Genomic DNA, 19,266 nt, shown 5'->3' with positions numbered 1-19,266 from the left:
ATATAGAGGATGACGCGATCCTGCTGATAAAAAACGCGGGCTTGATAATTTCCGCTGGGCCGAAAATACTCAAACGCGGGCAATATGCAATGATCACCTGCGCATGACAGAGTTTTCTTTGCAGAATGCGTTCAACATGCCACAAAGAGCGTTATAGAATAATGCAACAAGACACGATTAGGGCAAAGAGGCATACGTGCTTACTTCATTGAAAAACATCAAGATGTGGGCGGGTGCCGCCACGGTAGCAGCCATTATGGCCTTTCCGGTCGCGGCACAGGACATTTTCACCGTCAGCGGTGTTCATGTTGACGAGCGCGCCGAAACCGCCGCTGCTGCGCGCGAGCGTGCACTTGAAATCGGTCAGCGCAAGGCGTTTGAAGAAGTGGTTGCCCGCTTGACCCTGCCCGAAGATCGCGCCGGGCTTGCGATGCCCGATACATCAACGATTATCAATATGGTGCGCGATTTCGGGGTGTCGAACGAAAAGACATCATCGGTGCGCTATATCGCGGACATGACCGTGCGCTTCAAGGATGACGAGCTTCGCCGGTTCTTGCGGTTCCGTGATATTTCATTTGCCGAATTGCAGTCCAAACCGGTGATGATCGTGCCGGTCTATCGCACGAATAATTTCGTCAATCTGTGGGATGATCCCAATCCGTGGCGCGATGTCTGGGCGCGCAATATCGCGACATCGGGACTGGTGCCGATCAAGGCACCGATTGGTGATCTGACCGATATCAGCACCGTCTCGGCCGAGCAGGCCGAAAGCGGATCGATGGAACGTCTGTCCCAGCTTGCCAAGCGTTATGGCGCGGATGTGGCTGTTGTGGCCAGTGCCGAGGTCAGCGGGCCCGAGGGCGGCGAGACGGTTGATGTTTCCGTGACCCGCTATGAACCCAATGGCGCACCGCAGATTTTCGGCGTGCAGGAAAAGACGCAAGCGGGCGAGACATTGAACGAAACGCTGGTGCGCGCCGCCAAGTCGGTGCAGGAGCAACTGGCTGATGGCTGGAAACGCGCCAACCTGATCAATTACAGCACGGGTGGTAACCTGATGGTGTTTATCCCGATTACCGGTCTTGCGGACTGGGCGGGGATTGAGAACAAGCTGATCGGGCTTCCGGTGGTGCGCAATTCCCGGGTGATTGCCATGTCGACGCGCGAAGTGCAGGTATCGATTGAATATGTCGGATCGACCGATCAGTTGCAGACAGCGCTTAATCAGCAGAACCTGAGCCTGTCGCGGATGGGGGAACTTTGGTTCATCCAGCCAAGCGGCGCGGATCGTTTGCAGGGGCTGTCGTTAGGCGGATAAACCTTTTGCAGGACAGGGACAGTTTAACAGGGGCCGGGGAATGACATTACGACAGCAAGCACGTTTCTGGCTGATCTTTGTTGTTGGATTCTTTTTCCTGATCTGGCTGTTTTCGGGCATCCTGTTGCCGTTCGTGGCCGGGATGGCGATTGCCTATTTCCTGGATCCACTTGCCGACCGGCTTGAGGAACGCGGGGCCAGCCGGGTGATTGCGACCAGCATCATCACGTTCCTTTTCTTCCTTGTGTTCATTCTGGTGATGTTGATCGTCGTGCCGATGATCGGCAGCCAGTTGGCAGGCTTTCTTGAACGGTTTCCGGGCTATGTCGATACGTTGCGCACCAATGTCGCGCCGTATTTGCAAAATGTGCTTGATCGCGTCGCACCGGAGACCCTGCAAAGTGTATCGGATGCGATCAAGGGACAGAGTGCCAATGCGCTTAAATGGGTCGGTAATGTTCTGACCAATGTGCTTTCGGGCGGGTTGGCACTTTTGAACTTCCTGAGCTTGCTGTTCATTACGCCGGTGGTGTCGTTTTACCTGCTGCGTGACTGGGACAAGATCGTTGCCAAGGTGGACAGTTACTTGCCGAGGCGGTCGGCCAAGGATATCCGCCAGTGTGTCAGCGAGATTGACGAAACCCTTGCCGGGTTTGTCCGCGGGCAGGCGACGGTGTGCATATTGCTTGGCCTGTTTTACGGGCTTGGCCTGACGCTGGCGGGGCTTGAGTTTGGCTTTGTCATTGGTTTGATGACCGGGCTTGTGTCCTTTGTACCCTATTTCGGGATGATTGCCGGCTTTGCGGTTGGCATGGGTGTGGCGCTGGCCCAGTTTGGCTTTGGGCTTGATCTTGGCCTGGTGGCGCTGGTGTTTTTGATCGGTCAGGTGCTTGAGGGCAATTTCCTGACCCCCAAGCTTGTGGGCGACAAGGTGGGGCTGCATGCGGTTTGGGTGATGTTCGCCTTGCTTGCCGGGGGTGCGGTGTTCGGACTTCTTGGCGTGATGCTGGCCGTGCCGGTGGCCGCCGTGATCGGCGTGCTTGTACGTTATGGCTTAAGGCAGTATCTCGATAGCAGGCTTTATGATCACGGACCGGACGCTGGCAACAATGCCACGACCGAGACCGAGAAATAGACCCCAGAGATCGAGATCAGCAAATTGAGTTTACTGTGACCCGGGTGACATCCAAGCCGGACAAAGATAACGACCCGCAGCAATTGCCGCTGGCGCTTGAAATGCGCCCGGCACTTGGCCGTGATGATTTCATGGTCGCCGATTGCAATAGCGAGGCGGTGGCGTGGATCGACCAGTGGCCGAAATGGCCCGCCCCGGCCTTGTGCCTGTATGGGCCAAAGGGATGCGGCAAAAGTCATCTGGCAGAAGTGTGGCGGGCAAGATCCGGTGCGTTGCAGGTCGCGGCATCGGAGTTGAACGGGATCAATCCCGACGCGCTTCTGGGCGATGCCACCGGTCTTGTGATCGAGGATGCGGACCTTGTGGCCGGCGCGGGCCTTGATGAAACCGTCTGTTTCCATATTTACAATATGCTGAAGGAGCGCGGTGGCCATTTGTTGTTGACCGCAAGCCAGCCGCCATCGCGCTGGCAGATTGATTTGCCCGATCTGAAATCAAGGCTGGGGGCGGCGCTGGTGTGCGAGATTTCCCCGCCGGATGATGATTTGATTGTCGGACTTCTGATCAAGCTGTTTGCCGACCGGCAAATCCCGGCCAGCCCGCAAATCATCAGTTATGTTTTGCCAAGGATCGAGCGATCCTTTGCGGCGTTAAGTCAATTGGTGGCAGCGATTGATCGTCGGGCACTGGCCGAAAAACGGGCGGTGACCTTGCCGCTGGTGCGCAGTGTCATGGATGACATGACCACGCAATCGTAACATCGAAACGAATTTCGTAAGCCGATCAGGTTGTTACAGGTTATCATCACCACCACCTAACAGATTGCATTCAATAACCGGAAGCTGCATGTGAGCCCGCAACGCGTAAAAGCAAAACCGTCGCTTAAGAGCCAGACCGATACCCTGATTTCCGATGGACATGTTTTGGGGTGGCGGGAATGGATCGGCCTTCCTGATCTTGGCGTGCCCTTGATCAAGGCCAAGGTTGATACCGGGGCCCGAACATCATCGCTGCATGCGCTTAATCCAAAGAAAGTCGTGCGTGACGGGCAGGATTTTGTATCATTTACCCTGCCGCATTATCGCGGGGACGGGCATGGGCGGATCGATTGTCTGGCGCCGCTGATTGAAATGCGCGAGATTCGCTCTTCGAATGGAAATGCCGAAGAACGGTTTGTGATTGCCACCCATATCCAGGTTGGGCATCACAAATTGAAAGTTGAAGTATCGCTGGCAAACCGGTCAATCATGGGCTTTCCCATGCTTTTGGGCCGCACAGCGATGAAAGCAGGAAGATTTTTGGTGCTGCCATCGAAATCTTATCTTGCAGGGAAGCCGGAACAGAGATAGACGCGCAGAAGAACGGCCCGAGATCGGAACTAACATCCGACTGGGGCGTTTTGCTTTCTGACAATTCCGCATTCGCCAGCCACCGGTATTATACCGGTCGCACTTCGTTTTGCCGACCTTGGGGGACATCTTATGAAAATCGCGATGCTTGCACGCAATCCAAACCTTTACTCCCACAAACGGTTGGTCGAGGCGGCCGAAGCACGCGGACATGAGTTGGACATCATCAACACGCTCAGGGTGTCGATGAACATCACGTCGCTGAAACCGGAAATCTATTACGGCGGTGACAAGCTTACAGGTTATGACGCGGTGATCCCGCGTATCGGTGTGTCGGTGACCCAGTTCGGTCTGGCGGTTTTGCGCCAGTTTGAAATGATGGGTGTTTATCCGTTAAACGAGTCCGTTGCCATTGGCCGGTCGCGCGACAAGTTGCGTTCGCTGCAGATCCTGGCACGCCGTGGCATTGGCCTGCCGGTGACGGCCTTTGCCCATGACCCGAAAAAGACCGATGAAGTTCTGTCGATCGTGGGGGGCGCTCCGGTAGTGATCAAGCTTCTGGAAGGCACACAGGGCATCGGTGTGGTTCTGGGCGAAACCGAAAAATCCGCCAAATCCGTGATCGAGGCGTTTCGTGGCGCCAATGTTGCGATCATGGTGCAGGAATTCATCAAGGAAGCCGGCAACAGCGATATCCGTTGCTTTGTCATTGGTGGCAAGGTGGTTGCCAGCATGGAGCGCAAAGGGGCGGAGGGTGATTTCCGGTCCAACATCCATCGTGGTGGCTCGTCGCGTGCGATCCGCATCACCCCGCAGGAACGCTCGACCGCCGTTGAAGCCGCCAAGGCGATGGGGCTTAATGTTTGTGGTGTTGATATCCTGCGATCCAATCACGGTCCGGTGGTGATGGAAGTGAATTCGTCACCGGGACTGGAAGGCATTGAGAATGCAACCGGCAAGGACATTGCCGGCATGATCATTGAATTTATGGAAAAAGATTTCAAACCCGGTAAGGTGCGGACCAAAGGCAAGGGATAAGAACAAGGGATATCACCATGAGCGAAACCGGATCACCCAAGGGGAAAGGCAAAGCGCCCAGAACCCCTAAGACCCCTGATTTTGAAATCGCTGGGAAAAAGGTTGCTCCGGGCACGCGCCAGATTGTTGATATCCCGATCTCGCTTTTGTCCAACCACACGCCGGTCAATCTGACGGTCAATGTCGTGCATGGCAAACGACCGGGTCCGGTGATTTTCGTCAGTGGCGCTGTCCATGGCGACGAGATTGTCGGGGTGGAGGTTATCCGCCGCGTTTTGAAATCAACCGCATTGCGCGGCATGCGCGGCACGTTGCTGGCCGTGCCCGTGGTCAATGCATTCGGGTTCCTTAACAACACCCGCTATCTTCCTGACCGGCGCGATTTGAACCGCTGCTTCCCGGGGCATTCGCGCGGATCCCTGGCCGCACAGCTGGCACATTTGTTTTTGCATGAAATTGTCGAAAGATCCGATTTCGGTATCGACCTGCATTCAGCAGCAGTTCACCGGGTTAACTTGCCGCAGATCCGGGTCAATGAAGATGACCCGAATATCATGGAATATGCCGAGGCGTTTGGCGCGCCGATCATCCTGACCAGCCCGCTGCGCGACGGATCACTGCGTGAGGCCGCGCGCGAGCTTGGCGTGCCGATCCTGCTGTTTGAGGCGGGCGAGGGGCTTCGTTTTGATGAAATGTCGATCCGTGCCGGGGTGTCAGGTGTTTTGCGCGTGATGCGCAAACTGGGCATGACATCGCAGCGCACCGTGCGCGAACCGCGCGTGCCGTCGTTCAAATCCTCCAACAGCCATTGGCTGCGCGCACCGGCGGGCGGCATTTTGCGGACCTTCAAACTGGCCGGGGAGTTTGTCCGGGCCGGGGATGTGGCCGCGGCGGTATCCGATCCGTTCGGGCAGCGTGACGAAGAAGTCATCGTGCGCGAGGAAGGATTGATCATCGGGCGGACCAACCACCCGATTGTCAATCAGGGGGATGCGCTGTTTCATATCGCGTCGATCAAGCGCCCGTCAGAAGTCCAGGAACGCATGGACGCCATCGAAACCCATCTGCAATCCGATCCGCTTCTGGATGAGGACGAGATTATCTAGGGTCAGGACCCTATTCTCTGGAGCGCCTTGGGGTATATGTTGCCCGAATACGGCGAAGATCAGCCCTGCATCGAAGCCACTGGCGAATTGTGGCAGGCAATGCTATAGCAGTCGGCATGGAACCAATTACAACTACAGAAGAACTTCGCAGTCTCTGTGAAAGATTGCGCAAGTTCGAATATGTCACTGTCGATACCGAATTCATGCGGGACTCGACCTATTGGCCGCAACTGTGTCTGGTGCAGCTGGCAAGTCCGGAGCCGTCCGATAACGGGGCTGCGGTCGATCCGCTTGCCGAGGGCATTGACCTGACGCCGCTGTTCGAGCTGATGCAGGACGAGGCGGTGGTCAAGGTGTTTCACGCCGCCCGCCAGGATATCGAGATTTTCGTCCATCTGTCGGGCAAGGTCCCCCATCCGGTGTTTGACACCCAGGTGGCGGCGATGGTGCTCGGCTATGGCGATCAGGTCGGCTATGAGACGCTGGTCAACAAGGTGGCGCGCAAGAGCATTGATAAATCGATGCGCTTTACCGATTGGTCGCGCCGGCCACTTTCGACCAAGCAGATCAGTTACGCGCTTTCGGATGTGACCCATCTGCGCGTGATCTATGAAGCGTTTCACGAACGCCTTGAGGCCAATGGCCGTGCGGTCTGGCTGTTTGAAGAAATGGAACGCCTGACCGATCCGTCGATCTATTCGATTGATCCGGCCGAGGCATGGAAGCGGCTTAAAACCCGATCCAACAGCCCGAAATTCCTGGCCGTGGCGCGTGCGCTTGGCGAATGGCGCGAGACCGAGGCACAGCGCAAGAACCTGCCGCGCAACCGGGTTTTGCGCGATGATACCTTGCTTGATATCGCTGCCCGTCAGCCGATGACCGACAAGGACCTTGATAAAACCCGTGGCGTTGGTCGCAACTTTGGCACCTCCAAACCCGGGCAGGCAATTATCGAGGCGATCAAGGCAGCCCTTGATAGCCCGCAGGATCAGTGGCCGAAGCCAAAGGAACGCATTGAACTGCCAGCCGGGATCGGCCCGACGGTGGAGCTTCTGAAGGTGTTGCTTAAACTCTGTGCCGAGGAAAAGGGCGTTGCCCAGCGTCTGGTGGCATCAAGCGACGATCTTCAGAATATCGCGGCTGATGACAATGCCGATGTTCCGGCCATGCGTGGCTGGCGGCGCGAGCTTTTCGGGCAATACGCGCTGCGTCTCAAGCACGGCCAGCTTGGCCTCAAGCTGAAAGACGGCGAAGTGGTCTTTGTCGAGCTTGAGGACTAGGTAGCTTATTGTCGTGATGAACAAAAAACGGGGCCCGATGGCCCCGTTTTTGTTTTTGAACCGGTTTGACCAAACGATCAGGCGGGCAGGGCGGCATCCAGCAGGGCGGTTGCCATGGTTTTGGCGATTTGGGCCGATTCGGGCATGCCGCGCACCTGGGCTGTGACAATCGCCCCTTCCTTGAGAAGGGCGAGTTGTTCGGCCAGTTGTTTGGGATCGGGCGCGCCGGCCTTTGTGCACAGATCGGCAATATGTTCGAGCACGCAGCGTTTGTGTTCGGCGGCGATCTGGTGGGCCGGGTGATCAAGTTTGGCGAACTCGCTTGAGGCGTTGATAAACGCGCAGCCGGAAAAGCCCATGCCCTTGAAGGCGCGACCATGAAACCATTCTTCGAGCGCATCAAACATCGCAAGCAACTGATCGCGCGGATTGGTTGATGCCTTTTGCATTTCAGCGGTTAGCCAGTCGCGGAATTGTTCATCGCGGCGCATAAGGGCGGCCAGGATCAGTTCATCCTTTGACTTGAAGTGTTTGTACATCGTCATTTTGGCGACGCCGGACTCGGCCAGAATCTTGTCGATTCCGGTGGCGTTGAAGCCCTGTGTATAGAAAAGACGCAGGGCCGTATCGACGAGAACGTCGCGTTTAGACTTCAATTTTCTTACTCCAATAGTCAGACCGGTCTGTATTCTTGTGGCGGGAAAGCCGCAGAATTGCAAGCGTTTCAGATGCAGGAACGGTCATTCCAAAAATATATTTGACAAGTAGACAGACCTGTCTGTATATATGTTTTCAACACTGATCAACCCGAACTTGTTTAGGAGAGTTTCAATGACCCGTATTTCCCTGCCTGCTTCGATCGATGCTGCACCGGAAGATTCCCAGCCGCTTCTTGAAGGTGTGAACAAGATGCTCGGTTCGGTTCCGAACCTGTTTCGTCTGACGGCAAACAGCCCGGCGGCCCTTGAGGGCTATCTTGGTCTGAATGGGGCGCTTGCCAAAGGGGCGCTTGATCCGCAGACCCGTGAACGCATTGCCCTTGCGGTCGCACAGCTTAATGGCTGTGACTATTGCCTGTCGGCGCATACCTATCTGGGTAAAAACATCGCCAAACTTGATGACGCCGAGATCGCGGCAAACCGCAATGGCACGTCGAGCGATCAGAAGGCCGATGCGGCTGTGCGCTTTGCCGTCGCTTTGGTCAAAAACCGTGGCCAGGTGAGTGAGGGTGACGTCAGTGCCGCCAAGCTTGCCGGTTACAGCGAGGCCGAACTGGTCGAGATCGTGGCCCATGTCGCGCTCAATACCCTGACCAATTACCTCAACGAAGCCTTTGATACCCCGATTGATTTCCCGGTGGTGAATGCCTCTGCTGCCTAAGGCAGGGTCCACTTCCGGCAACTCCCCCGGTCGGCATTCCCCCCTCCGCATGTTGCTGCGCGCCGACCGGGGTTCCTTTATCGACCAAACACCAAAGGATCAGATGATGTCACGGCCACCTCTTCCGCCTTTTAACGTCGAAACCGCCAAACAGAAGGTCCGTATGGCCGAGGATGGCTGGAACGGCCGCGATCCCGAAAAGGTGTCGCTGGCCTATACGCCAGACAGCCGTTGGCGGAACCGCGCCGAGATTTTCGAGGGCCGGGAAAACATCGTTGAATTCCTGACCCGCAAATGGGCCAAGGAGCTGGAGTACCGTTTGATCAAGGAACTCTGGGCGTTTCACGAAAATCGCATCGCTGTGCGCTTTGCCTATGAATATCGCGATGACAGCGGCAACTGGTTTCGGGCCTATGGCAACGAAAACTGGGAATTTGATGAAGACGGCCTGATGCGCCATCGCGTGGCATCGATCAATGACAAGCCGATTTCGGCTGAAGACCGGCTGTTTCATTGGCCGCTTGGCCGCCGTCCGGATGATCATCCGGGGCTGTCAGACCTGGGACTTTAGTCCCGATAACCCCGCCATGTTCCGGTTCCGGCAATGGACAGGAAAGTTCGGCGGAAACGCGTTCTACCCGGCAGGCAAGATGGTACGTCCCCGGTGCTGTCTTGCCTGTTCCCCCGCCCCCCGCAAAGGAACCTGAACATGATTATCAAATATATCGCTTTTTCGATTACCTCGACTGCTGTGCTTTTTGTCTCTTCTCTGCTGACCTTTACCCCCTGAAGGTCAGGGACCATTTGGTCCGTTTCTGCTGCCTCCCTGAAAACTTGCCGGGCCCCTTTCGGGGCCCGTTTTTTGTGTGTTTGTAATGGGTTTGGGTCAGCTTGCCAGTGCGGATTTGATGAAATCTTGAACCGATTGTGGTTTGCGGCCCACCACGGTTTCGAAATCGTTTCTGACAGTTTCGTAGTCGCCTTTTTTCGCCCCGACATAAAGGCCCGAAAGGGCCTCAACCAGATGGTCGGGCAGGCCGAGGCTTTTGAGGATGCCGGTATGGATTTCGGCGGGCAGATCGACGAATTTGACCGGCTTGCCGGTGGCGTCTGCGATATAGCCTGCGATTTCGGCATGGGTTACGCCCTTGGTGCCGGTCAGGTCATAAATCTTGTTCACGTGGTCAGACGGCTTGGCAAGAACCACGGCGGCGGCTTCTGCCAGGTCATTGCGCGGGATATAGGTGATTTTGGCATCACCGGCCGGGGCGCCAAAGTCCCCGGTTTCAAGCGCATGCGGCACACCCGCCAGCAGAAGATCGGCATAGAAGCTGTTGCGCAAAATGGTGAAGGCAAGACCGCTTTGGCGGATGTAATTTTCGGTATCAAGGTGAATGGCCGAATAGGTGAAATCGGCATCCGCCTTGGGATCGACAATACCGGTATAGACGATGTGTTTGACGCCTGCGGCCTTGGCGGCGTCGACCGCGGTGCGGTGTTGTTTGATGCGGGTTGCGTTGTCGTCCTCGGCCGAGATGATAAGGGCTGTGTCAATACCGGCGAACGCCTTGGTCATCAGGGCAAGGTCATTGAAATCGCCCGCGCGGACATCAATGCCCTTGGCGCTCAGGTCTGCGGCCTTTTCCGGCTTGCGGACACTGACCGCGATGTCGCTTGCCGGGATGCGATCGAGCAGATGTTTGACAACAAGGCTTCCGAGTTGGCCGGTGGCGCCAGTAATGAGGATGGTCATGTCAGTTTCTCCGTTAAGGGGTCAGGCATCGCCTGTTCATGGGAGAAATCTGGACCCAATAATGCATATGATCAATTCGATGGGTATGATAATACTTATACATGAAAATCGATGAATTGGATCTTGATTATCGCCTGCTTCGGCTGTTCCTGACGATTTATGACGAGGGATCGGTGACAGCAGCCGCGCACCGCCTTGATGTCGGGCAACCGACGGTCAGTCACGGGCTGGATCGGTTGCGCCAGATTATTGGCGATCCGTTGTTTGTCCGGTCAGGCAGATCAGTTGCGCCAACCGCACATGCCGATGAAATTGCGCCGCAGGTGCGTGGGTTGTTGCAGGGGATGCGCGGCCTGACCCGGGTGGTGGCGTTTGATCCCGATAATGCCGATCATTCTGCGCGCTTTGTGCTTGGTGCTAATGATTACGAGGTGGCGGTGATCCTGCCGGCCCTGATGAAGCGGTTGCAAAACTGTTCTGCTGATGTGCGGCTTCAGGTCGTATCGGTGCCGGGGGTAGACCGCATGGTCAAATGGCTGCGCGATGGCACGATTGATCATGCGATCACGATTGATCAGTCGGGCAAGCATGGCGATATCGCCCGCCAGGGCCTGTTTCGCGAACGGATGCGGTGCTTTTATGATCCGGCATTTCACGACGGGCCGCCCGATATGCTGGACCGGTATTGTGCGGCCAGTCATGCGCGCGTGATGATCGGGGCCAATGACAGTTCGGAAATCGATGACATTCTGCGTGGCCTTGGCCGATCACGCCGCACAGTGCTTCAGGTGCCGACCTTTGCCAGTGTCGCCAACCTGATCCGGGGTACTGACATCATCGCCACCCTGCCATCGCGCCTTTCCGGCACCATGATGCAGGGCTTTGGCACGTTCGATCTGCCGTTTGAATTCCGGGAATATGGCTTTGCCCAATACTGGCATGTGCGAAATGCCGCCAATGCCGCGCATAAGTGGCTTCGAGGCGAGATTTTCCGGGCGTCGCGCGGAGTGGGGTAACAGCAGGCGATAAATTGTGTTTGTTACACCGCATCCGACGGATTGATCTGGATACCGCCAACCCAACGGGTGCCGGTAAAGTTATCGAGGAAATTGCGTTTGCCAGCCAAGGTTTCGTGGCCGGTGTTGGTGAGTGAGATGGTGCGTTCGGCCCAGTTGATTTCGGGGGTGGCGGGCGTGCGGGTGAAGAGCGGGTCCTGGCAGTCCATCATCCACTGAATTTCTGACCAGAACATCAGATCGCCGAGATAGGGCAGCGGATCAACGCTTCGCATCAGGTGGCCAAAGACCTTGCCGACCGGGAGCGGGCCGTGATCCTTGATGATTTGCAGGGTGAGTTTTTGGGTCAGGCTTAGACCGTTTTGCGGGTCGGGCAGTTCGGCGAGATGGCGTTTGACGGCCTCTGGCATGTGGGGCAGGGGCGCGCTGGATATTTCCGCAAGTGTTTGGAGATCTTTCGGGGTGTCTTGACGCAGTGCCTTCCAGACTTTGCTGCCAAATGTAAGCATGTCGCTGTTAAGCGGCTGGCGTTGAGTGTTCCAGCACCAGATCAGACCATCGGTGGAGAGTTGGCCAAGACCGATGAAGCGGTCGATGGTTTCGGACGCGGGCGGGTGATTGACGGAGATGACGTCGATGTTGGTTTCGGGCTGGATGGTGGCGATGGCATCCATCAGAAAGGCCAGAATCAGCTGATCGTAGCTGTCATGTTCGAACCAGAGCACGACATGGTCATACTGCCCAAGGCGACCCAGCGCGTCATATTCGCGCCTGAGGCGTTCAAGTGCTTCATCACTTGGCAGGTCGTAAGCACCGGCAATAAAGGCCGCACGGGTTTCGATGAAGGCATCGCGCGGCAGATCGGGCACCGGGCCCTGACAAAACGGATCGGAGAATTCCAGAAAATCGCCGATGAAGCCTGCCTGCTTGAGGCCATCGCGGATATCGGATCCGCAACGGACATGCAGCGTGGCTTGGGTGTCGAGCGGTTTCATTATTCGCCTGGGATCGGGACGCCCGTGCTCGCCCGAAGGGCACTTAGCAATGAGAGCATGTTGTCGGGCACATCGGATGCGGCGATTTTGGCATTGGCCGGATCGTCGTCCGGATTGGCAAACAAGGGGGCAATGTCACCAAGTCGGGCAGACCTCAGCGCAATCAGAAGGTCAATCAGTGATTTCTCATCATCACGGGCCGCAGCGCGAAGCTTTTCAATGTCGTCGTCGGTATCTGGCAGAACGGTTATTTCCTGACAAAGCGTTTGAAACGACATATGTGCCAGTGCGCCGACGATGTCACGCGCGGTGTGATCGGATGGCTGTTTGGTGTCGGTCATGACACGGCACTCCTGATCAGAAAAGAGATCGATAATCGTGCCGGTTTTGGTGTGGGGCGTCAATAAAATGCGCGGTCTGATTGTGCGCGTCTGAACTCTATTCGGCGAGGCGGACAACACTTTCGCGGTTCATCAGCTTGGCCAGTTTCGACAGACGCTGTTCAACGACTTCGCCATACAGGGCCGATGCCTGCTTTTCGAATTGCAAGATCAGCTTGCCATCTTCGAGCAGCAATTGCGTTTGCGGCAGGATGCCTTCGACCCCGCCAGACAGCGTATGGCCCAGGCGAATGACATGGCCAAACAAACGGCCCGTCAGGCGGTCCTCGTCGCTGAGGATGCGGTCGCTGGCCTCATCACCCTTGAAATTGCCGGTATAGCGCGAGCCGATGGTGTAGGCGAGGAACACGCGGTCATGGTGATTAAGGTCGATATAGGGATGGCGCAGAATGCGGTTATAGCTTTGTTCTGCGCGGTAATCGGGATGTTCGTTCCAGCCGATATCACCGATGATACAGGCGGCCAAACGCAGCCGTTCGATATTGACCGGCAGTTCGGAAAAGATCGGCGCACACCACTGGGCGACTTCTTCGCCGTGCTGATGGAAACGTTCGCCGTCTTCGGCAAAGCTGAAGCAGGCTTCAAGGACCGGGTCGCGTTGACGCAGATCTTCGGGCAGGACTTCATACATCCAACCTTCGCGAAGCCCGTGGCCTGAAAAGACAACTTCCTTTGGCTGCATGCGGGTCATCAGCATGTTCATGACAAGCGACGCATGCGGCAGGCTGTCGATACGACGTTTGGACACACCGCCGATCTTTTCAAGCGATACCCGGCTTTGCTGGGAAATGATATGGGTCAGTTCGGCCATTTCCGATTGCGGCATGGCAAGATTATGCACAACCGAAATCGGGTAGTTTTCCTGGGCAATGAACAGCTTGGCAATTGATCGCCAGGAGCCGCCGACGGCATAAAGCTGTTGGCCCTTGCCCTCTGCCAGCCAATCGACCGTATCAAGGTGCTGATTTATTTCAGCCGTCAGACGGGCCCGGTCAGAGCCAAAGACTGTATGCAGGCGCATCGCACCCAAGGGCAGACTGACACGTTTTTTGATCTCGCCCTGATCAAGTAAAACCAGTTCCAGCGACCCGCCGCCGATATCGCCCATGATGCCCGATGCCATCGGATCACCGGAAATGATGCCAAGGGCCGACAGGCGGGCTTCTTCAAGGCCGTCAATCACCTTGACCGTAAGACCGGTTTCCGATGCCACGCGATCACAGAACTCCTTGCCGTCGCTGGCAGCGCGCACAGCAGCGGTGGCCAGTACATCGACATGGGTGACTTTCATCGCACGCAACAGCTTGGCAAAGCGGTGCATGGCAACCACGGCAAGCTCCACCCCCTCGGGATTGAGGCGACCGGTGTTTTCTGGGTCACGGCCAAGGCCGCACATGACCTTTTCATTGAAGATCGGCATCGGTGCGCGGGTCATGCCATCAAAAATGACAAGCCGCACAGAGTTGGAGCCAACATCTATGATCGCGATGCGGTTGGAAGCCCGTTGGTCAGTCAGCATAAGATGTTGGCACCTGTTGGTCGTCTTTAGTCGTCAAGCTGTAGCACGGGAACATTCGGGTCGGCTTGATCCAGCGCACTTCCGCGGCCCGAAAGTGACGGGTTGGTCATGAAATACTTGTGCGACGAAAATGCGTTTTCATCGGCCTCGCAGCGTTCATAAGAGCCGTCCGGCTGCAGATGCCATGCTTGTGCAGTGTCTTTCAGGTTGGCAATCATGATCTGTTCAACAATCTGTTGCTGACAGGTCGGATTTTCAACCGGAACCAGGGTTTCAACACGGCGGTTCAGGTTGCGCGGCATCCAGTCGGCGGATGAAATAAACGCCTTGGCCTTGCGCGACGGAAGCTTCGCCCCGTTGGCAAAGACAACAATGCGCGAGTGTTCAAGGAACCGGCCGACAATCGATTTGACGCGAATGTTTTCCGACAGGCCCGGAACCCCAGGACGCAGGCAGCAAATACCCCGCACGATCAATTCGATATGAACGCCAACCTGACTTGCGCGATAAAGCGCATCAATCACCACCGGGTCGACCAGGCTGTTCATCTTGGCCCAGATGCCAGAAGGCTTGCCGGCCTTGCAGTTCTCGATCTCCTGATCGATGTGGGTGAGCAGGGTCGGGCGCAGGGTATGCGGGGCAATCGCGATTTTTTCAAGCGAGCGCGGGGTGGCATAGCCGGTCATGAAGTTAAAGATGCTGGCCGCATCGCGCCCGAGTGCCGGATCGCACGAGAAGAACGAGATATCGGTATAGAACTTGGCCGTGATCGGGTGATAGTTGCCGGTCCCGAAGTGGGTGTAGGTCTTAAGGCCGTGGGTTTCACGGCGGACCACCAGCGACACCTTGGCGTGCGTTTTCCAATCAAGGAAACCATAGACCACCTGACAGCCGGCACGTTCAAGGTCAGCCGCCCAGCGCAGGTTGGCTTCTTCGTCAAAGCGGGCTTTCAGTTCGACCATGGCGGTGACGGATTTGCCTGCCTCGGCCGCGGCAATCAGCGCCTTGACGATCGGGCTGTTTTCCGAGGTGCGATACAGGGTCTGTTTGATGGTGACCACATCCGGGTCACGGGCGGCCTGAAGCAGGAACTGCACCACCACGTCGAAATCTTCGAACGGGTGATGAACCACAAGATCCTTTTTGCTGATCGCGGCAAAGCAATCGCCGCCAAAGTCACGCACCCGTTCCGGATAACGTGCGGCATAGGGCGAGAACAGCAAGTCATGATGTAGATCGGAATCGATCAGCTGTTTGACATCGACAACGCCGAGCAGGCCATCGACCTTGACGACTTCTTCCAGTGCGACATCAAGTTCATCAATGACGAAATCAAGCAGGTCTTCGGGCATCGCCGCGTTGACCTTAAGGCGGATGATGCTGCCGCGACGGCGACGTTTCAGTGCGGTTTTGAAAACGCGCACCAGATCTTCGGCTTCTTCTTCGATTTCAACGTCCGAGTCCCGGATGACGCGGAAGAAACCGTGTTCGATCATATCAAAGCCCGGGAACAGCTTGCCAAGATAGAGCAAGATCGCCTGTTCGACCGGAAGATAACGTTCATTGCGGCCCGGCAGGCGGAGGAACCGGCCGATTTTTTGCGGTACCGGAATAAGCCCGCGCATATTATGCCCGTCCGCCGGATCAAACAGCTGCATGACGATAGCAAAGCCAAGGTTGGGAATGAACGGGAAGGGGTGCGACGGATCAATGGCAAGCGGGGTCAGAGTCGGGAAGATTTCGCGCGTGAAATAGCCATCCAGCCATTTGCGGTCGGTCTGGGTCAGGTCGCCCTGATCAATGACCGAGATGCCCTGTTTTTCCATCTCGCTGCTGAGTTGGCGCCAGACGCGTTGCTGATCCTGCATCAACTGGTTGGCATCAAAGGTAATGGCGCGCAGCTGTTCGGACGGGCTCATGCCATCCTGACTGACCTTGGTCATGCCGGCGCGGACCTGCCCAACGAGGCCGGCGACGCGAACCATATAGAATTCATCAAGATTGCTGGCCGAAATCGACAGGAAACGCAGTCTTTCAAGCAGCGGGTGGCCGGTATTTTGGGCCTCTTCAAGAACGCGATTGTTGAATGCCAGCCACGATAATTCGCGGTTAATGAAGCGGCTTTCCGAATCAATGGTGATCGCGCTTGACTGAACTGCAGCGGCGTGTGTCACGCTATGCCTCCTGCGGATTGAGGGAACGTCCTTGAACTTATGCGACAGTTCCCGGTTGCAAATGGAGTATAGGATAACTGCTTGGGTGGGTGCAATTTTCTTAAATTTATGTGTCAGTTTTTATAATGGCGTCACGGCGTGTGATATGGCATGGAAGAACACCGTTTGATCATCGTTCGCGACTGCTTAAGACACGAAGACATGAAAACGCTGTTGTTGCTTCGGCATGCCAAATCAAGCTGGGCGGATCCGGGTCGGGCCGACCATGACCGCGAACTGAACCGTCGTGGTGAAAAGGCAGCGCCCTTTATGGGCCGCTATCTGCGTCAGCATGAACTGGTGCCGGACCTGATCTGGTGTTCGACGGCGGCACGCGCGGTGCAGACACTTGGTCTGTTGGGGCGGGATTTCGCAACCGATGCCGATGTGATCTATAACGAAGATCTGTATATGGCCAGCGAGCGGGTGTTGCTTGAAAGCCTGCATCACACCCATGAAGACGCCAAGCATGTGATGTTCATCGGCCATAACCCGGGGATCGAGATTTTTGCCCAGTCGCTGTATGGCGGTGGCAATAATGAGGCCCGCGAGATCATGGCGCGCAAATACCCGACCTGCGGGCTTGCGCATTTCGAGTTCGATGTTGATCACTGGGGTGAAATCACACCGGGCAGCGGACGGCTGATCGACTTTATCAAGGTCAAGGATCTTCAGGCGATCAAGATCAGCGCGGAATGACTTGCTGATCTGCATTAGCTGGTGTGCGTTAGCTGGTCTGCGTTACTGGCACTTGACGAAGGGCCTGTCTGCGCGTTTTATACCGCTGAAATTTTGAGATACCGCGCCGGTTGGGCAGGGGAACATCACACATAAGCGCCATGAATCACTGGTTGGCGGGCATGTTGTGGTGCGTTTTTTGTTTGACAGCGCGGGTCTGGCATGCACCTTTGCGGCCAAATTTGCGGCCCAAAATACAAAGCAACCTGGAATGACAATGCATCCTTTTCGCTCTCATAACTGTAATGCGCTGCGCGCGACTGACGCCGATGCGGAAGTTCGCCTGTCTGGCTGGATTCACCGTAAACGTGACCACGGCAACCTTCTGTTCGTTGACCTGCGCGACCATTACGGCATCACCCAGGTCGTGATCGATATTTCGAGCCCGCTGTTCGAGACGCTTGATAAAGCGCGTGCTGAAAGCGTGATCACGGTCGATGGCAAGGTTGTCAAACGTACCGCCGAGACCATCAACCCCAACTTGCCGACCGGCGAGATCGAAGTTTATGCATCGAACATCGAGGTTCAGTCTTCGGCCGAAGTTCTGCCGATGCCGGTGTTTGGCGATGTCGAATACGGCGAGGAAGTTCGCCTGCGTCACCGTTATCTCGATCTGCGTCGCGAGAGCGTGCACAAGAACATCGTTCTGCGTTCGCAGGTGATTTCGGCCATGCGTCAGAAAATGACTGCGCAGGGCTTCCTTGAAATCCAGACGCCGATCCTGACCGCAAGTTCGCCGGAAGGCGCACGTGACTTCCTGGTGCCGTCGCGTATGCATCCGGGCAAGTTTTATGCCCTGCCGCAGGCACCGCAGCAGTTCAAGCAGCTGCTGATGGTTTCGGGCTTTGACAAATATTTCCAGATTGCACCGTGCTTCCGCGATGAAGATGCACGTGCCGACCGTTCGCCGGGTGAGTTTTACCAGCTCGACTTCGAGATGGCCTTTGCCACCCAGGACGACGTGTTTGCCGCAATCGAGCCGGTTCTGCATGACATCTTTGTCGAGTTCGGCGGTGGTCGTGATGTGACCCCGTATCCGTTCCCGCGCATTCCGTTTGATGAATCGATGGCGAAATATGGATCCGACAAGCCGGACCTGCGTAACCCGCTGATCATTTCGGACGTTACCGAGCCGTTCCGCGGATCGAGCTTTGGCATCTTTGCATCGAACATCGAAAAAGGTTCGGTTGTGCGTGCGATCCCGGCAACCGGTGCTGCATCGCGCCCGCGCAGCTTCTTTGACAAGCTCAACAACTGGGCACGTGATGAAGGTGCGGCTGGTCTTGGTTACATCGTTTACGGTGAAGACGGCGAAGCAAAAGGCCCGATTGCCAAGAACCTTGATGCCGGCCGTATTGCACAGATCAAGGAAATCACCGGTGTTGCCAATGGCGATGCGGTGTTCTTTGCCTGTGACAAGGAACTGGCCGCGGCCAAGTTCGCCGGTAAGGTCCGTGACAAGGTTTGTGACGAGCTGGAACTGCGCGAAGAAGGCATGTTCAAGTTCTGCTGGATTGTTGACTTCCCGATGTATGAGGAAGACGATGACGGCAAGATCGAATTCAGCCACAACCCGTTCTCGATGCCCCAAGGTGGTCTGGACGCGTTGGAAAACATGAACCCGCTTGATATCAAGGCGTGGCAGTATGACATCGTTTGTAACGGTATCGAGCTGTCATCGGGTGCCATTCGTAACCATCGCCCGGACATCATGTACAAGGCGTTCGAAATTGCCGGTTATGGCAAGGACGTTGTCGATGACCGCTTTGGCGGCATGATCAACGCGTTCAAATTCGGCGCACCGCCGCACGGTGGTTCGGCCCCGGGTGTTGACCGTATCGTCATGTTGCTGGCTGATGAGCCGAACATTCGCGAAGTCATTGCCTTCCCGCTGAACCAGCAGGCACAGGATCTGATGATGAATGCGCCGGCAGAGGTCGATGACAGGCAGCTTAAAGAATTGCACCTGCGTGTGCAGCTGCCGCCGAAAGCGAAAAAAGACTGATGTGTTCGGGGCCTTGC

General features: G+C 56.2%; 18 protein-coding genes. 12 read left to right on the top strand and 6 right to left on the bottom strand.

The annotated features are described in order from the left end of the window. Nucleotides 1-196: 196 nt before the first annotated feature. From AC5Q5A_RS16120 to rnd, 7 genes are all read left to right on the top strand, one after another. Entirely contained in the window at nucleotides 197-1,321 is a 1,125-nt protein-coding gene (locus tag AC5Q5A_RS16120) for a DUF2066 domain-containing protein (RefSeq protein ID WP_493895897.1), read from the top strand. 40 nt (nucleotides 1,322-1,361) lie between these two features. After that, the gene (locus AC5Q5A_RS16115) at nucleotides 1,362-2,456 is read left to right on the top strand and encodes an AI-2E family transporter (protein ID WP_064780553.1); all 1,095 of its coding nucleotides are present in this window, start codon (nucleotides 1,362-1,364) and stop codon (nucleotides 2,454-2,456) included. Between the two features lie 35 nt (nucleotides 2,457-2,491). Next, entirely contained in the window at nucleotides 2,492-3,214 is a 723-nt protein-coding gene (locus AC5Q5A_RS16110) for an HdaA/DnaA family protein (RefSeq protein WP_493895896.1), read from the top strand. 90 nt (nucleotides 3,215-3,304) lie between these two features. After that, the gene (locus AC5Q5A_RS16105; protein ID WP_008891259.1) at nucleotides 3,305-3,805 is read left to right on the top strand and encodes an ATP-dependent zinc protease family protein; all 501 of its coding nucleotides are present in this window, start codon (nucleotides 3,305-3,307) and stop codon (nucleotides 3,803-3,805) included. Between the two features lie 132 nt (nucleotides 3,806-3,937). Continuing rightward, nucleotides 3,938-4,843, top strand: coding sequence for a 30S ribosomal protein S6--L-glutamate ligase (gene rimK, locus AC5Q5A_RS16100; protein WP_064780554.1), 906 nt, complete (start codon nucleotides 3,938-3,940; stop codon nucleotides 4,841-4,843). Between the two features lie 17 nt (nucleotides 4,844-4,860). Beyond that, nucleotides 4,861-5,949 carry a succinylglutamate desuccinylase/aspartoacylase family protein gene (locus AC5Q5A_RS16095; protein WP_493895895.1) on the top strand — a complete coding sequence of 363 codons (1,089 nt, stop codon included), beginning with the start codon at nucleotides 4,861-4,863 and terminating at the stop codon, nucleotides 5,947-5,949. Between the two features lie 116 nt (nucleotides 5,950-6,065). Beyond that, entirely contained in the window at nucleotides 6,066-7,229 is a 1,164-nt protein-coding gene (rnd, locus tag AC5Q5A_RS16090; RefSeq protein WP_493895894.1) for a ribonuclease D, read from the top strand. Between the two features lie 77 nt (nucleotides 7,230-7,306). Here rnd and AC5Q5A_RS16085 read toward each other — a convergent pair whose 3' ends face one another. Next, nucleotides 7,307-7,885, bottom strand: a complete 579-nt coding sequence (locus AC5Q5A_RS16085; RefSeq protein WP_493895893.1) for a TetR/AcrR family transcriptional regulator — start codon at nucleotides 7,883-7,885, stop codon at nucleotides 7,307-7,309. A 175-nt stretch (nucleotides 7,886-8,060) separates the two neighbouring features. Here AC5Q5A_RS16085 and AC5Q5A_RS16080 point away from each other — a divergent pair, with 175 nt between their 5' ends. Together AC5Q5A_RS16080 and AC5Q5A_RS16075 are read left to right on the top strand one after the other, a co-directional pair. After that, entirely contained in the window at nucleotides 8,061-8,609 is a 549-nt protein-coding gene (locus AC5Q5A_RS16080; RefSeq protein WP_493895892.1) for a carboxymuconolactone decarboxylase family protein, read from the top strand. A gap of 106 nt (nucleotides 8,610-8,715) precedes the next feature. After that, on the top strand, nucleotides 8,716-9,180 hold the full coding sequence (locus tag AC5Q5A_RS16075) for a nuclear transport factor 2 family protein (RefSeq protein WP_064780559.1): 465 nt from the start codon (nucleotides 8,716-8,718) through the stop codon (nucleotides 9,178-9,180). Nucleotides 9,181-9,495: 315 nt separating this feature from the next. Here the strand turns inward: AC5Q5A_RS16075 and AC5Q5A_RS16070 are convergent, their stop codons facing one another. Further along, on the bottom strand, nucleotides 9,496-10,362 hold the full coding sequence (locus AC5Q5A_RS16070; protein WP_493895891.1) for an SDR family oxidoreductase: 867 nt from the start codon (nucleotides 10,360-10,362) through the stop codon (nucleotides 9,496-9,498). Between the two features lie 101 nt (nucleotides 10,363-10,463). Here AC5Q5A_RS16070 and AC5Q5A_RS16065 point away from each other — a divergent pair, with 101 nt between their 5' ends. After that, nucleotides 10,464-11,378 (top strand): LysR family transcriptional regulator, encoded by a 915-nt coding sequence (locus tag AC5Q5A_RS16065; protein ID WP_493895890.1) that lies wholly within the window; start codon nucleotides 10,464-10,466, stop codon nucleotides 11,376-11,378. A gap of 23 nt (nucleotides 11,379-11,401) precedes the next feature. Here AC5Q5A_RS16065 and AC5Q5A_RS16060 read toward each other — a convergent pair whose 3' ends face one another. The 4 genes from AC5Q5A_RS16060 to AC5Q5A_RS16045 all read right to left on the bottom strand — a co-directional run bounded on the left by AC5Q5A_RS16060 (nucleotide 11,402) and on the right by AC5Q5A_RS16045 (nucleotide 16,467). Continuing rightward, on the bottom strand, nucleotides 11,402-12,373 hold the full coding sequence (locus AC5Q5A_RS16060; RefSeq protein ID WP_493895889.1) for a DUF1835 domain-containing protein: 972 nt from the start codon (nucleotides 12,371-12,373) through the stop codon (nucleotides 11,402-11,404). Beyond that, nucleotides 12,373-12,714, bottom strand: coding sequence for a hypothetical protein (locus AC5Q5A_RS16055; RefSeq protein WP_493895888.1), 342 nt, complete (start codon nucleotides 12,712-12,714; stop codon nucleotides 12,373-12,375). Before AC5Q5A_RS16055 ends, AC5Q5A_RS16060 begins: the two co-directional genes overlap by 1 nt. 97 nt (nucleotides 12,715-12,811) lie before the next feature. Further along, a complete protein-coding gene (ppx, locus tag AC5Q5A_RS16050) occupies nucleotides 12,812-14,293 on the bottom strand; it encodes an exopolyphosphatase (RefSeq protein WP_493895887.1) in 1,482 nt (493 codons plus the stop codon). Between the two features lie 26 nt (nucleotides 14,294-14,319). Further along, nucleotides 14,320-16,467, bottom strand: a complete 2,148-nt coding sequence (locus tag AC5Q5A_RS16045) for an RNA degradosome polyphosphate kinase (protein ID WP_493895886.1) — start codon at nucleotides 16,465-16,467, stop codon at nucleotides 14,320-14,322. A gap of 201 nt (nucleotides 16,468-16,668) precedes the next feature. Here AC5Q5A_RS16045 and AC5Q5A_RS16040 point away from each other — a divergent pair, with 201 nt between their 5' ends. Next, on the top strand, nucleotides 16,669-17,205 hold the full coding sequence (locus AC5Q5A_RS16040) for a SixA phosphatase family protein (RefSeq protein WP_493895885.1): 537 nt from the start codon (nucleotides 16,669-16,671) through the stop codon (nucleotides 17,203-17,205). Between the two features lie 256 nt (nucleotides 17,206-17,461). Next, a complete protein-coding gene (gene aspS / locus AC5Q5A_RS16035; RefSeq protein ID WP_493895884.1) occupies nucleotides 17,462-19,249 on the top strand; it encodes an aspartate--tRNA ligase in 1,788 nt (595 codons plus the stop codon). The last annotated feature ends 17 nt before the right edge of the window (nucleotides 19,250-19,266 follow it).

Source organism: Thalassospira sp. CA1 (assembly GCF_059052855.1).
Note: the sequence above shows the minus strand (reverse complement) of the source record. Positions and strands in the feature narration are given on the sequence as shown.

Bases quoted from the DNA above. Each gene is read 5' to 3' on its own strand.
- AC5Q5A_RS16055 (WP_493895888.1), bottom strand. From the start codon at position 12,714: ATGACCGACACCAAACAGCCATCCGATCACACCGCGCGTGACATCGTC.
- rnd (WP_493895894.1), top strand. From the start codon at position 6,066: ATGGAACCAATTACAACTACAGAAGAACTTCGCAGTCTCTGTGAAAGA.
- AC5Q5A_RS16065 (WP_493895890.1), top strand. From the start codon at position 10,464: ATGAAAATCGATGAATTGGATCTTGATTATCGCCTGCTTCGGCTGTTC.
- ppx (WP_493895887.1), bottom strand. From the start codon at position 14,293: ATGCTGACTGACCAACGGGCTTCCAACCGCATCGCGATCATAGATGTT.
- AC5Q5A_RS16070 (WP_493895891.1), bottom strand. From the start codon at position 10,362: ATGACCATCCTCATTACTGGCGCCACCGGCCAACTCGGAAGCCTTGTT.
- aspS (WP_493895884.1), top strand. From the start codon at position 17,462: ATGCATCCTTTTCGCTCTCATAACTGTAATGCGCTGCGCGCGACTGAC.
- AC5Q5A_RS16080 (WP_493895892.1), top strand. From the start codon at position 8,061: ATGACCCGTATTTCCCTGCCTGCTTCGATCGATGCTGCACCGGAAGAT.
- AC5Q5A_RS16075 (WP_064780559.1), top strand. From the start codon at position 8,716: ATGTCACGGCCACCTCTTCCGCCTTTTAACGTCGAAACCGCCAAACAG.
- AC5Q5A_RS16060 (WP_493895889.1), bottom strand. From the start codon at position 12,373: ATGAAACCGCTCGACACCCAAGCCACGCTGCATGTCCGTTGCGGATCC.
- AC5Q5A_RS16095 (WP_493895895.1), top strand. From the start codon at position 4,861: ATGAGCGAAACCGGATCACCCAAGGGGAAAGGCAAAGCGCCCAGAACC.
- rimK (WP_064780554.1), top strand. From the start codon at position 3,938: ATGAAAATCGCGATGCTTGCACGCAATCCAAACCTTTACTCCCACAAA.
- AC5Q5A_RS16040 (WP_493895885.1), top strand. From the start codon at position 16,669: ATGAAAACGCTGTTGTTGCTTCGGCATGCCAAATCAAGCTGGGCGGAT.
- AC5Q5A_RS16115 (WP_064780553.1), top strand. From the start codon at position 1,362: ATGACATTACGACAGCAAGCACGTTTCTGGCTGATCTTTGTTGTTGGA.